The following is a 14,757-nucleotide window of genomic DNA, read 5'->3' on the forward strand; positions in this document are numbered from 1 at the left end:
GTCGCCGCGGTCCACGTAACCTCCGGCGTCCTGTCGTTCGTCGGCGTCGTCACCGTTAACCCAGTCGGCGCATCCGGATTCGTCGTGTCTACGAGGATTCCAGAGGGATCCTCTGACCACGCGCTCACGTTACCGACCGCGTCTACCGCCTGCACGCTCAGGTAGTAGGTATCGTCTGCCGTGAAGCCCTGGTTGCCCGGTGTTCCAGGATCCAGGTCAACCTCCCAGGACGTGAAGTTGCCGATGTTGGTCACGCCCAGCACGTCGCTCCCGCCCTGGCTCGTGCCGATCTTGACGTTGTAGGAGGCAATCGACGTGTGATCATCGCTTGCCGCCGTCCAGCTCCACGTCGGCGTCGTGTCGGTGGTGGGCGACGTGCCGCTCGGAATGCCCGGAGCGTTCGGAGCTGTGATGTCCAGAACAACCGAGTCGGTCACCCAGCCGCTGTAGTTCCCGGCAACGTCCTTAGCTCTCACGCTAAGATAGTAAGTGCCAGAACCATTGGCCGTCAGGTCCGGTGTGGTGTAGTTGGTGACGTTGCCTATACCTGTCTCGGCCACAACCTCGTCCCCACCAGAGGTCGTGCCGAGCTTCACGTAGTAGCCCGAAATCCCCGAAGTGTAGTTTCCTACCGGATCCGTTGAAGCCGTCCACGACCACTCTATAGTCGTGTCCGCAGTCGGATCCTCGTCGGGAGCTAGGTTGGTCGGGTCTGTCGGAGCCGTGGCGTCCACGCTGATCTGCACTTCCGCCCCGGCACTGGTCAGGCCGACAGCGTCAACCGACCGCACCTGGAAGAAGTAGTCGTCGTCGGGTGTCAGCGTGACACCAAGCGCGGTCCACGCGGCGTCGTCGAACGTCGTGATGTCACCTACCGACGTCCACGCCTTCACGTCGCCAGCACCGCTCGAGGTCCCTATCTGTACCTGGTAGCCGACAACCCCGGACCCGCTGTCCGGATAACCAGGATCAGTCGCCGCGGTCCACGTAACCTCCGGCGTCCTGTCGTTCGTCGGCGTCGTCACCGCCAGCCCGGTCGGATTGTTCGGATTCGTCGTGTCAACAAGCACCGACCCGGTCGCCCAGTCACCGAGGTTGCCCACGTTATCCTCGGCGCGGACACTCACGTAGTAGGTGTCATCTGGGGTCAGGGCGACTGACGTGGTCCAGTTCGTGACGTTGCCGACCCAGGTCTCCACGAGCACGTCACTTCCGCCCGACGTAGTGCCGATCTTCACCCAGTAACCCTTGATGCCTGAACCTGGAGTGACGCCGCCCGCGATGTTGGGGTCTGCCGCTGCGGCCCAGGTCCAGTCGGGTGTGGTATTGGTTGTCGGACTCGTTGTAGATGGTGTGCCCGGGGCGCCAGGTGCCGTGTCATCGATGATAAGCGCGTCATCCTCCTGATCCCAGACGCTCGCCCCGCCGCCATCGCTGTTGCTCAGATACACCTTCACACTGTATAGACCTTCTGCAACACCCGGCAGAGGTGGTGGAGGGATGATCATTCCGATGGATGCGGTGCCCGTATAGGAAGGGTTGGGGGTCCCATCATCCAGCCTAGCGCTCGGAATGGTCTCCTCTATCTCTTTGATCAGCGTGGCGCCGTCAAGTAGTTGGACGAGCGCCTTCGTCCATCTTGGAGTGGTATCAGGGTCTGACGAGTAGTTGAAAGTAACCGTAAACGTGGCTCCGGGCTGACGGTAAACCGGACTCGCGCCGGTCGGCGATGTAATCCCGTCGCCCGTGAACGACGGAGCCGCCGCCTGGACCATCAGGCTGGAACTCAGTACAATGGCGGCTACCAGTGTCGCACCCAATAACCACTTGGGCTTACTCCCACTCATCTACTTCTCTCCTTTCGTGATGGTTCACAACCTTATTCCGGTCGTCAACCAACTGCATTCCGGCCAGTCATTCATGCCTTCGCCCGCCGGCCGCCCAGGCCCCGGGATCGCGACTGAAACCGAAATCCGGGGTTCACCTCTTCGGTGATCCCGGTTCCAGCTAGGGTCCCATTGCGGATCCGACGGGTTGCTACACATCCCTCCCCCAATCGAGACGCCTGTTTTCCGTTCTCTGCTTTCATCCAAACCTTCCGCTCCCGCCGGGTCCTTTCGCGGACCGGCGCGCTTGGGGATCCGGTTGCCCGATGTTGCCCGAACCCTGCCGGCGCAACGGTCCTCGGAGGCTACCCCGCGGAGGGTGGCGTGGAATCAGGCGACGTGTACTCGCGAGCCCGGCTGAGACGATGGAGCAATCCCGGGTAAGCGGTCACACGAATTGCAGGGGCATTCAGGACTTCAGGGCCGCAGGACTTGACCCCGGGCTCGGGCCCAGTGCGCTGCGGATTCATGGCGTCTTTGGCAACCCCTTAGACAGTACTCGACATCTGACCTCGTTGTGTTTATAGCTGAACACTTATTGAGGACACGGCCCCAGACCACGAGGTCATTCTCGGCCGTTCACCTGCCCCCCCGCCCGCGGCCATAACCGCCCTTGGATATGTAGATATACTCCGCCCTAGGACGGAATCCTGCAAGCGGCCCGCGCATGCACGAATATTTTGTTCGAGTCTTTGCAGCTAGCGTAAGATTTATCGAAGATGCCTCGGGCCCTAGAACCTGTAAGTCAGTTCGCCCTCAATCCAGTGATCCAGCGATGGCTCTGAGAGGTCCCCGTCCGCAAAGACCCAGTTCTGCTTGTACCTCAGCTTCGTGTCTATCCCCGCCCGCGGGATGTAGTTGAGACCCAGGGTAACGTCAAGGCCGTCGCTCTGCGAAGCTGTGTCTCCCGACCCGGGGTCGTAGCTTCGCGAGTCGGTGAACTTGAGATCGAGGGCACCGGAAAGGCGGGACTTGATGATCGGACTTCCCAGGCTGACGGATGCCTCGAGTCCCGTCTTCCTCACTCCGTCAAGCTTCGAGAGGACCTGGTTGTGGGAGGCTGTAAACCTGACGGCCGTCTGGCCGAGCATGGTCGCCCCGGCCAATGCCACTATGTCAATGGTGGAACCCCCGCCCGTCACCTCGTTCAGGGATTCCGTGCGGCTGGCCCTTCCGGAAAGGTCGATGGACAAGTCCCCCAACTTCAGAGGAGCAGCTACGTCCACCGACATTGCCTGGCTCTTCAGAGAGGTCGTCGGGTCCGGCAGATCGTCCGACTGCTCGGCTGAGAAGGCGTACTTGAGCTGAATCAAAGGCACAAGCAGGCGCCGGAGAGTCAAAGTAGTGTCCACAACTGCCCGGCCAGTGGTGTGGGCAAGGGACCCATCGATGTTGTCCGTGGCGTACTTGACGGCCACTCCCGCATCTGCGCTGGGCCCCACACCTCGCGGCCTGATGAGGGCACCGGACCAGCCTCCCGAGATTTCCCCGATCCCGCCTTCCTTGCCGGCCGCCAACGAATTCAGGGACTTGAAGTCGGGTGAGGTGTACAGTGCAGAGGCCGATACCCGGCCACCGAGCATAGGTGCATACGCTCCCACAACGATACTCTCGCCCCTGGCATCGGTGATATGGTCCTCAGAGAACGCCACCTCCCCGCTCAGCCTGAGCCTGCCCAAGGACATCCAGGCTTGTCCGGAACCGAGAGACAAATCCACGTTCTCTCGTTCTGCGTCGAGATATCCAAGGGACATACCGAAATTGCGCCCGAGTCCAAGGTCAACTGCCCCGCCCCACACCCTGTGGGAAGAGGCTCCGAGCCCAGAGCTGACGGCGTTGATGCCGTAGAACCCAGTGGCAGTCGCGGAGGATTGGGGCCCGAGCCTGGCGCCGGTTGTGGCCATCGCGCCGTAAAGACTCCTCCCTGCGAGGAGCTGACTCGAGAGGACAGGTATTGAAGTGTCCCCCAGCTGAATAGCGGTAGCCCCGCGAACTGCCCGGGCGCTCCATTTTTCGACGAACTCGCCCCATGGCCCGATGACAATGGCGTTGCTCGGTATCCCGTAGTTGCGCCCGGACAGAACGGTGGAGAGGCCGAACCTCCACCCCAGGATGTCGCCGTCGAGAGAGAGGTTGGTGCTGTTTGCAACCCGAAGCGTGCTCGTGTAATACGCCTTGAATGTGGAGGATCCCGAGAACTTGAACTTCGCTCCGGCAAGCCCGCTCTCAGCCCCAACCGGTAGGGGCAGGGCAGCCGTGATGACGAGCGCCGTCACGGCCATCGCAATCCAGACGGGAACCTTTCTTGAGGCCTTCACGACGCAAGCGCCGGGGCGGCCGCCCGCCATCGCGCCTGCGCACGCCCGCGTGTCGACGTGCTTCTTTGCCGCTCGCTCCGCTTGATCCCGCACCCCAAGACCCACCACATCCAGACCCATGTCCACGCCCTCCTCGCGGCTCTAAACGTTGCCCGGAGACCGCATGCTGTCATCACACAATCATTCTACAACATCCCGCGGCTCACATCCTGCCATTTCAGGATATTCATCCGGGCTAGCCACCTCAGGCACGGCGCGGAAATAGATATTCATAATAACACCTGCGCCTGGAGAGACAGCCACCCTCGCCGGCCCGAAATCGCTCCAGCCCGGCGCCTGTGCACTGATCTGGTAGGTCCCCGGGGGAACGCCGTAGAAGGCATAGACGCCTCTCTGATCGGAGGTCTGAGCCCTTGAGAGACCTCCCGGTCCAGAAAGCGCCACCGCCGCTCCGCCCACGGGCTGCCCCGTTTGGAAGTCGTAGGTCACTCCGCGGATTGCTCCGTCGTCCTCCTGCCGCAAGAGCAGAGTCAGGCGAACGCGCTCGCCCGGCTGAATGCCTAGGTCCCTGCCAGCATATGCAGCATGCCTTGGCGCTGAAGCTGCGACGGCATAGGTCCCTGATGGGATCTCCCCAGTGAACCGGAACCTCCCGTCAGGCCCGGACTCGGCCGTAAACTGCTCTCCGGCCGGACCGAGCAGCCGGACGGCAGCCCCCGAAAGCGGCCTTTCGGACCCAGACTGGTGCACACAGCCAGACACCTCGCTCGCAAGAAAGGATTCCATCTCGAAGTCACAGTAGTATGTCTCGCCTTCCGAAACTGCCACGGGAACCGGCCCAAACCCTCCGTATCCATTCTTTTCGGCGCTGACCAGGTAAGTGCCAGGGCGGAGGTTGTCCATCCTGTACCAGCCTGCTTCGTCGGTCACGGCGTGCACCGGCGTCCCAGCCGCCTCGACCACCCAGACCACCGCGCCGGCGACGGGGGCAGTCTCTCCAGCCTCTCTGACCGTGCCGGCGATGGATCCACGCTTGACGGGCCGGAGGTAGAGGGCGGATGTTCGATCTTCGCCCTGCGTGATATGGAGCTCGACCCGTCCATGCGTGTGAAAGTCCGTCTTCATGGCGGTCAGGGCGTACAGGCCTGCCTCCAGGCCGGAAAAGGCATACCGTCCGTGTTGGTCTGCGACAGTATCCCTGACCTGGGCACCCGATCCCCCGGTCCCGCCGTGTCCCCCGGCGCCCCCGGTTCCTCCCCCTGGCTTCACGCCCGGGACCGCCTCGAGGCGAACCACAGCCCCTGGCTCAGGCCTGCCCGTATCGAAATCGTAAACCACCCCGGTGACATGACCTGCCCCCACGGGGTGCATCTCTAGACTGACGGTCGTACGTGCACCTTCCCTAACCTCAATGCCCTTCCAGGTTACTGCCGCGAAACCAGGCTTGGACGCAGTCAGGTCGTAAGTCGCCGCCGGTATACGCTGGATTACGCACTCGCCCGGGAGGGCTGCCCCGCCTGTGACACCGGCAGGGTCGGGAACGGTGGGTCCGCTGAGAGTGAGAGTGACACCATTCAAAGGGCGGCCGGTAGATGCACTGTAGACCATGGTCCGAACAGAGCCCGGGGATTCCCGGTTCATGAAGAAAGAATGGGTCTTCGCGTCGGAGGGTTCCAGGGTTATCACATAGGGTCCATAATTCGCGTACCCGGGCTTGCTCGCCCGTAACTCGTATGAACCGGGCGGGACATCTCGGAAAGCGTATTTATGCCCGCGGGCGGGGTCTGTATGCGAGATAGTGGACGGGAACACGGGTCCGACGAGCTCAACCGAGACCCCTGAGAGGAGTTCATCGGTGTCGAAATCATATATGTACCCCTCGAACGATGCCCCGGGCGCCGGATCAGCCGCCCGGCAAGGCCCGCCCACCGCGGCAACGACGCCCATGAGGAACCAGGCGAGGGATCTGGCCATGTACCGCATCTGGGATCCCCCCTCGGTCGGCCGGTGACTGCTGGCACTGTTCTTCAGTGTTGATCGTAATCCTCCATGGTTTATCGCAATTTGCATCCCTCGTGATGGTTCGCCTCAACCGAACATACTCGATTCGCCTCGGTCTCAGTGGCCGGCTCCACCCGCGCACCGACAAAAAGGGCCGGGCACTCAGCCCGGCCGATTCGGAGTGAGAGAACAGAAGTGACTAGAAAGTGTAGCCTACGGTGAACGCTACCTCAGTCCCGGCCACGCCTCCGGAGAGGCCCATCGTGGCCTCGGCCCCGACAAACAGAGGAGAATTCAGGGACATCCTGGCCCCGACTCCCGCGACTAGGCCTGAGACCGGGCTGTTCAGGTGCTGCCTGAAGGTGAGGCTCCCATAGAGTCCGAGCCCGGTGACACCGACCTTCTCGGCAAAGACCCCGCCCGCGATGGTCTGGGTGTACCCGGGGTTGTACCCGATGAGGCGTCCTTCAAAGACCGGCCCCGCGACGATGGTCCCACGCATCATGGGGATTTTGTAGCGTGCAGCCGCTTCGAACCCGTGAGGAAGCATCGTGTAGGAACCTTCCACCGATGATCCCCGTCCGAGGTCGTATCTGCCTCCGAGTGTCAGATGGATTCCGCCGTCACGCGAGACATACCCGGCTGAGATATGGGTGGCGCTTGCGAGCCCGCTTGCAGCCAGGATGATCGCGATCACGAGAGCCGGTACCGCATACTTCTTCATGCTGCAACTCCTTCCGTGGCAAGTATGCATGCGCTACCTGAGAGGGTCATACATGAACGGGATGGACACTAACGGGGTGTCGGAATCGCCGACGGTAAGGTCGATTCTGTACCAGCCGGCGGTGTTCGGGACTGCGGTCTGGCCCGGGGCAAGCTTCTTCGTGTCGATGTAGTTGTAGATCGGCCCCCCGGCGAAGTCCGGGTACTCCCTCGATGCGATAAGGACACCCCCGGGATCGTACCACTGCTCAGTGACTCTGACCGTCCCGGGGACAACCTGAAGCCTCACGTAGAACTGGATGAAAGGGTCACGCGCGTCGAAGGAGTTGTCGAAATCCACGGGCAGGCCTTCCCGGAGCCCATTGCATGTCAGGGCATACCTCACGCTGACAGAAGGTCCTGCCCCCGCCGCTGTGCCGGGCACGGCCAGGCCTACAGCGAGAAGGGCCAGAGACAGCACCGCCGACAACCTGTGGTTCATGCAGCCACCTCCCAGGAGCAACACCCGTCTCCCCTTAATTCCGCGCCTCCGCCGGATTTCCTCCGCCCCGTAGCCCTGATCTGGCCCCTGGGGGGCAGTTTCCGAAAGGCCCCAGAACGAACCCGGGTTGGATCTTTGGGGCACAGACGGAAAGAGATGAGAAAACCGGGTCGCACACATGGTGCAGCCCGGCATTCCCCCGCGAAGTCTCGGTCCGCAACTAGAACTGGTACCCGGCGCCGATCGAGAAGAGGGTGTGCTGATTGACATACTCGATCTGGCCCTTCACTGCTATCTTCTCGGTTATGCCGAACTTCACGCCGCCGAGGCCGCCGAATTCCTGGCTCTGGAGCCAGTAGGTCCCCTGCGCGAAGATCGTGCCCGCGTCACCGAGTGCCTGCTCAGCGAAGGCACCCACGCCGTAGTCGAAACCGGTTTCGCTCGCCGGGGCAAACTCACTGTTGTACATGACGCCCGCGGCCGCTCCAACCTTCAGGGTGTCGAAGTTCGCCAGGGCGTACTTCACATACCCCTCAACCAGGTAGCCGAAGGTTGGTTGAGCCCCATCGGTCAGCCCGACCGTGGTCGCGTTCTTGTACTCTACGTACCCGTGGCCAGAGAGCGTGAGCTTGTCCATGAGATCGAAGTCCGCGCTCAGGGTCCCAATGATGCCTCTGTCCGCTCCGGAACTTCCGCCCTCTTCGGCGCCGACCATTCCGATGCCGACCCCGATGTAATTGGCTGCCGACGCGAAAGAACTCACCGCCAGTACCAGAAGGGCAGCGAGGCCGAGGATGCCTAGTCTCTTCAAGAGTATCCCTCCTTGCAAGATGTTGCTTCTTGATATTCGCTCCGGCGAATGAAACTCCTCCAGGCATTGTCAAGAATATCGCCCAGTTGAGGGCAGCCACAGCCTGGGACTGGCTCCGCTGCCAGTCGGTCAACGCGATATGACCAGGCGCCCCATATCTGTCCTATCCCCGTCCTCTGCCACAACCAGGTAGAGATAGAGTCCTGATGCCAGGGGCATACCCCGAAAGAGGAGGTTCCACTCGTGTGCGCCGTCTCCCGGGCCAACTTTGGCGGAGTGGACGAGCATTCCCGAGATAGAATAGACGCGCAGAGTCCCTTCATGTTCCAGGCTGTAGAAGAAAACCACACTGTCGTGTGAAGGGTTCGGCGCCGCGGCCACTGACGAGCCTGGGGCCACGATCGTGAACTCCCCGCTGGTGGCTTCACCTCGTCCCCCGGCCGTATCCTCAGCAGTCACTCGTACCACGTACCGGCCTCCTCTTCCAACAGTCCGGGTGTCCCACACGAACCGGCCGGTGTTCGGAAGTCCCGAAGCCACAGGCTTCCACGACTGCCCGGCGTCACCTGAATACTCAATGTAGATCACGAGGTCAGCTGGGTCCGCGCCGGGGTTGGCCGCATTCCACATGATCTCGCAGGTCCCCATCAACCTTTCCCCGGCTCTAGGGGATGTGATCTCCACCACGGGCAGGGCGTTCTCCGCCCGTAGCGTCACCGGGACCAAAACCACCGGGGCGTCTGCGGCGTTGGTCAGTATGGCGATCTGGGCAGCCTTGGTTTCCCCCGCCGCCATGCCAGCGGCGTCCAAGTCAATCCCGAGGGTGGCTGAGCATCCTGGGGGTACGGTTCCTTCTCGCACCGACACGCCAAGCCACTCTGGCAAGTCGCCGAAAATGGATCCGAAATCCACCAGGTACACTTGATTGTGGTTGGCGCCCGTGTAATAGTCGCCCTGGTAAGTCACCCAGATGTTCCCCCTCCCGTCCGCCTCGCACCCGCCGGCCCCGTAGGCCCCTCCTCCCGGGTGCAGGAAAGCCGCCACGATCTCGCCGGTTATGCTGTCCAGCACGGCGACGACATCAGGGTCAGAGTTGAGAGTGATCACCAGGTACCATCCAAGCTTCGCAAGCCCGGCGATGGGAAGGTCCAAGTCATAGGAGCCCAGAATCGCTCCAGGCTCGGGCCAGGTAGTCCCCGCGATCTTGTAGACCGCGCCGTCCCACCATCCCCCGATGTAAAAAGCGTCGTCCCACCGATCGTAGGCGAGCCCTCTTTGGGAGTTGGCGTCCCAGATCCCCGCGGGGTCGTGAATCTCCGCCATCATGGCTCCGGTCTCTGGGTCCAGCGCGTAGATGCCGTTGGTGCCCCCAACCGCGACCTGCCAGAGCCACGACCCGTCCCACGCAAAGTCCGCGGGCCAGCCCCCGGCCCAAGGAGTGGGGAATTCGATTCCCAGGGCCTGCCCTGCCTGGCTGTAAGCCACGTCCCTGCCTTCCCCGAAGACCGAGGCGTCGGAGACCCACACGCGCTCCCCGTCGAACCCTGCACCCCAGGCAAGGCCGACGCCTGAGGCCGGCCAGGCTACAAGCGTATCCCCGGCGCCTGTCGGGGTGGGCGCCTCACGTGCTGCTCCCTGTTCTGTCTTCGCGCGTCCGGGAAAGACCCACTCGACCCCCCGGCCCGAGGCCAGCGCAGTGACGGCATCCCGGTCCAGCGATCCCCAAGGGCCGTCCTGTCCCACGCTGCGGCCGGCCTTCAAGAAATATGGAGCAACCTCCTCCGCCGCAGCGACGATGAACCCGAGTGTCTGAGTGCCCGGGTTCTCGAGCACGAGAGTACTCTCCGCAGTCTTGCCGGGTGGAACAGATACGTTTATGCGGTCCGGGCTCACAGCTACGCCTGCAACTGCCAGTGAATCAATCCTGACGCGAGCCTCCGCCTCCGCCCCAACATCGTCCACAGCGTGAAACGTGGCCCAGTAGATGCCGGGACTGGTGTATGTGTGAGTGGTGTTCGGCTCGGGGCACTCGGCCTCGCCGTCCCCGAAGTCCCACCATGCCCGGGTTACGCTGCCGTCTGGGTCCCATGCCTCTGCCTCGAACTTGACAGTCAGAGGGTGGGGACCCTTGAGCGGATCTGCGGCGGCACGTACGATCACAGGCGGCTCGTTGGGAATAACGGTGAGTACGGCCGGAAGGAGTAGCTGAGGTGACTCCGGATCGTTTGTCATTACGGCAATGGTCTTGCGATAAGTCCCTGGCTCGGTTCTTCGGGCGTCGAAGATTACTCCCACGTGCGCCTCGCTGCCAGGCCCTACCGCCCCGAATGAGGGATCGAACCTGAGCCACTCAGGCTCGAAGACGAACTCGACTGCAAGACCGGCCCGGACGTAGTTCGACCTATACGCAACTTCCAGCCCCCGGGTTCCTGATCCGTCCTCGATGCCCACGGTCGCCCTGTCCACTCTCGTGTCGGCAGTGAGGTACTGGTAGGTGATCCGTCCATCCGGGCTGAGGATCACCTGGAACGTCAGAACTCCGCCGGAGTGCCATGTTGTCGCGGAGATCCAGGAGACGATGAACCTCCCGCCCTCTTCGTCGTGGTGACAGTAGACTGACCCAAACCACATGTCGAGATCATCCCAGAAGACAGCGATGAGGTCGTTGGGGTTGCGCTGGTCGGGAATCGGGTGGTTCCCGGAGACGCCCTGTGCCGGCCCAAAGGTGAGATAGCCGTTGGCGGAGATGGACACCTCGGTCTTGCGTTCCCCATAGAACGGAAACTCGAAGGGCAGGTCGACCACGGCCCAGCCGTCATCGGGGTCCCAGAACCCCACCTGTCTGCCTGCTCCGGTTATGTCCACCCACGCGAATTCCGGGCCGTCCGGGTCGTCGTTGTCTCTCCAGACGTACCCGTACCCGTCCGGCCCTCCCGCCGCGAGGGGCGCAATGCTGGCAGGCCCAGCCGCCACTCGAGCGGCGCTGGTCACTGCAGCTATCTCAGCCACTGCAGGCGCCCCTGCCATCCCAGTGGCAGTCCCGACTGCCTGCGCCCCAGCCGTCCCCGGCCTGCCAGAATGCACGGTGAACGAGAGCGTGGCATCACCTGAGTTGGTGAGGACGAGGGTGTCCCGGGCCAGCGATCCCTGGTGCAGGCATACGTCGAACCCTTCAGGCGAGACTTGTACGGAAGGCAACCCCGACTCGCAGAGGAATGCGATGATCCTGTCCATGAGGCCATCCCTCACCTCCCCGGGTGGGATCGTCTCGAATGGGAAGGCCGTGAAGATGAGTCTATGGCCGGGGGTGCTCGAGTACCTGAGTGCGCAGATCTCCGAGTTCTGGTTCTGAAGGATTCCCGACGCTCCTTCGCCCGGGGTGATAGCGTCGCTGAGATCAGGATGACCATACTGAAGCTCAATGTCTATCCCCGCTGTGATCGGGTCGGACGCGACACCTCGCACCCGGTGGACTCCGACATCGTCCCTCCACTCCGCAACGTGGAGACGCTCTCGGGCGAACCGGCTTGCGGGTCCAAGATCCCACAGGATGTCCTGTCCGGACAGGAACAAGCCCCCTCCGGCGTCGAAGAACCTTCCTATCCACTCCTGGTCTTCATGTGTAAGTGTACGGTCCCAGGCTGCGCCCGTGGTCCAGATGACGGGGTTCGGGATCTCCGCGGGTATGGCGAGCGGCGCATCGAGCCTGATCCATTCGATTCCGATAGAGTCCAGGGAGTCCGCGAAGGCCTGATCTCCGCCTGAGCCGTCGTCATCTACCAGAATTACAGTCTTTGGGTTCGCCACGGCGACAGAGACCCACTCCACTGACTCGAGACCCCGGTCGTCCAGGACGTGGAAAGATGCTCTGTATGCCCCGACTTTCTCATAGGTGTGCAGAGTGGACATGGCATGCACCGGAGGCGTGCCGTCGCCCGGGTCCCACCACACATCTACGATATTCCCAGCATTCCTGACTTCTCCTGTGAGTGCTACAGGCAGTGGGGGTTCACCGTACACCGGGCTCGCAGAGATGGAGCCCACTACGGGCGGCACTGCACCCAGCAGCGCGTTTCTCAGGTTGAGCCTGCCTCCGGACGACACCGCCGACTCCCACGAGGTCTTCTTGTCCACTGTGGCAAGGAGCAGATCCCGGATGGTGGGGCTTCCGGACTCGTTCCCGGGCTGTCCAGGGTAGTGCGGGATGTTCGGGTGTTGCGCCAGCAGGACCGCCGCCGCTCCTGCGACGTGGGGCGCCGCCATCGATGTCCCACTCATGAAGGCATACGGGTCGAACCCCGCGGGGACCAGTTCGGACGGAAACGTCGACAGTATGTACGCTCCAGGGGCAGCCAGGTCCACCGTGGACGGGCCCCAGCAGGAGAAGTCAGCGAGGGCGTCATCCCAGTCGCTCGCGGCCACCGCGATGATATTCGGAAGCGGGAAGCTGGAAGGGTAATGGGTATTGCCGGGGTATCCTGCGTCGTTGTCGACCCCGCGATTTCCTGACGCGCATATGTGCAGCATCCCCGCAGCGGCCATGGCGTCCGCGAGAGCGGGGTCGGGCGGCCCGACATATCCCCAGGAATTCGTGGTGATGTGTGCGCCATTGTTGCACGCATACGCCAGAGCTTCGATGGCGCCTGCAGTCGTCCCGCCCCGGGGACCCAGGAATTTCAGGGGCATGATCCTTACCTTCCACGCGACCCCGGCGACTCCGGCCAGATTGTCGGAGACCGCGCCCAGGATCCCGGCCACGTGAGTCCCATGGCCCTCCCGGTCCAGAGGGTCGTACACGGAGTTGTCCCCGTGATAGAAGTCCCACCCCCAGACATCGTCGACGTAGCCGTTCCCGTCATCGTCCACGCCGTTGCCCAGTATCTCTCCCTGGTTCACCCAGATGTTCGCGGCGAGATCGGGGTGGTCGATCCATATGCCGGTGTCCAGGCATGCCACAACAACCTCACCGGCGTCCGCGCTTATCGCCCATCCCTCCGTGGCGCGGATGTCCGCGCCGGGTTTGCCCCAGATGCCCGGGAAGAAGGTCTGCCCGGTATTGCGGAGCGCCCACTGGTAGCCGAAGAGTGGGTCGTCCGGGATCACAGGATCTCTGCACACCCCGACCCGGCGGTTCGGCGCCACGTACACCACGTCCTCGCACGCCTCAAGTGCAGCGAGGAACTCCTCCGCGGGGATTCCGGGGCCCACCTCTACATGGAAGAGCGTGAGACCAGATGGGAACCTACGGGTCCCGCGGAAATCGATGCCTCTTGCCTTCACCCCAGTCCCCACCGAAGTCAACCGAAGAACCCTCTCGGCTGTGGCCCCGGCCTTCAGCCGGACTATGTACTCACCCGGGACCGGTTCGCCGGCGCCTCCCAGGCACATGTCCTCCACCAAGCCCATGTCCGGGATCGTCGCGGCGTGCGTTCCGCTCTGCGCTTTCGGCCCGGCCAGGATCACCTGGGGCAGCAATTCGCCCAGCCCTTCGGGCCTTGCCACAAACCCAACCCCATGGCCCGTCCCGGACCCAACTACCAACATGAGCACGATCATCCCTGCAGCCACCGTCGGTCTCAGCACGCGGTTCATGAAACCATCCCCTTCTCTTGTGGATGCGGGTTACATCAGTCCCAAAAGATTCCTCGGCAGAATGTCTGTAAATGTTTAGTTTCCGAGGTGGTTTCGCATGGTTGCCGAGTAGCCGGGTACCGCTTCTCCACTGTGCATGGGCGCTTGCATCTGGATCCCGAACAGAAGAGGAGTTTGGGAGGCGACACAGAACTTTCCGAGAGCAGATTCACCGACTCGAGAACGGCAAAGGAGGATCAGCATGAATAGGAAGTTCAGACTCTCCCTGGTGGCTGCGGTGGTCATCGCGGCCCTCATAATGGCCTTCGGAGCGCATGCGCCTGCCATGGGCCAGGACGAGGTCAAGATCACTATTCTGCACCTGAACGATGTGCACGGCCGGATGGACGCCTTCAAGCCCTCAGGCGCGACAGAAGAAGTAGGTGGCCTGAGCAAGGTGGCTCTTCTGGTACGCGAGATGCGCGCAAAAGCGACCAACGAGATCCTGTTGCTCTCCGCGGGCGACATGATCCACGGAACGAACGTGGTGAACCTTTTCGGCGGGCAGCCTATGATCGAGGTCATGAACGACATGGGGTTCGCAGCGATGACTCTGGGCAACCACGAGTTCAACTACGGACAGGAAAGACTTCTGTTCCTGCAGTCCATCGCCAAGTTCCCGTTCCTCGCGGCCAACGTGGTCAAAGCTGGCACTGGCGCTCCCTTAGCCACTCCTTACGTGGTGGAGACTGTCGCCGGCGTACGCATCGGGATGTTCGGTCTCTCCCCCATGGATACTCCCATAGTGACGCACCCCATGAACGTCGTGGGCCTCAAGTTCCTGGATCCTGTCAAGGTCGCGGCCGAGATGGTCGAGACCATCCGAGGCCAGGCGGATATCGTGTTGTGCCTGTCTCACCTGGGCTACGCTGAGGACAAGGCTCTCGCAGCCGCAGTGCCCGGCAT

Annotated in this window: 8 protein-coding genes; 1 reads left to right on the plus strand and 7 read right to left on the minus strand. The window is 62.5% G+C overall.

The genetic code is table 11. The annotated features are described in order from the left end of the window. The 7 genes from NUW23_00010 to NUW23_00040 all read right to left on the minus strand — a co-directional run. On the minus strand, positions 1-1,847 hold a 1,847-nt coding region (locus tag NUW23_00010; GenBank protein MCR4424568.1), incomplete at its 3' end, for a hypothetical protein. Positions 1,848-2,617: 770 nt separating this feature from the next. Then, positions 2,618-4,324: a hypothetical protein gene (locus tag NUW23_00015; GenBank protein ID MCR4424569.1), complete on the minus strand. Its 1,707-nt coding sequence runs from the start codon at positions 4,322-4,324 to the stop codon at positions 2,618-2,620. A 60-nt stretch (positions 4,325-4,384) separates the two neighbouring features. Continuing rightward, on the minus strand, positions 4,385-6,187 hold the full coding sequence (locus NUW23_00020; protein MCR4424570.1) for a carboxypeptidase-like regulatory domain-containing protein: 1,803 nt from the start codon (positions 6,185-6,187) through the stop codon (positions 4,385-4,387). Between the two features lie 217 nt (positions 6,188-6,404). Then, complete coding sequence (locus tag NUW23_00025; protein MCR4424571.1) at positions 6,405-6,929, minus strand: hypothetical protein; 525 nt, start codon at positions 6,927-6,929, stop codon at positions 6,405-6,407. Between the two features lie 33 nt (positions 6,930-6,962). Beyond that, on the minus strand, positions 6,963-7,409 hold the full coding sequence (locus NUW23_00030) for a hypothetical protein (GenBank protein ID MCR4424572.1): 447 nt from the start codon (positions 7,407-7,409) through the stop codon (positions 6,963-6,965). Positions 7,410-7,629: 220 nt separating this feature from the next. Next, positions 7,630-8,220 carry a hypothetical protein gene (locus tag NUW23_00035; GenBank protein MCR4424573.1) on the minus strand — a complete coding sequence of 197 codons (591 nt, stop codon included), beginning with the start codon at positions 8,218-8,220 and terminating at the stop codon, positions 7,630-7,632. Between the two features lie 129 nt (positions 8,221-8,349). Next, positions 8,350-13,812, minus strand: a complete 5,463-nt coding sequence (locus NUW23_00040; GenBank protein MCR4424574.1) for a S8 family serine peptidase — start codon at positions 13,810-13,812, stop codon at positions 8,350-8,352. A gap of 241 nt (positions 13,813-14,053) precedes the next feature. Between NUW23_00040 and NUW23_00045 the strand changes: the two genes are divergently transcribed. Continuing rightward, positions 14,054-14,757: bifunctional metallophosphatase/5'-nucleotidase (locus NUW23_00045; protein MCR4424575.1), on the plus strand; the 704-nt coding region annotated here is incomplete at its 3' end.

It is taken from the genome of Bacillota bacterium, from assembly GCA_024655925.1.
In the GTDB taxonomy this organism is placed as follows: Bacteria; Bacillota; DTU025; order DTU025; family JANLFS01; genus JANLFS01.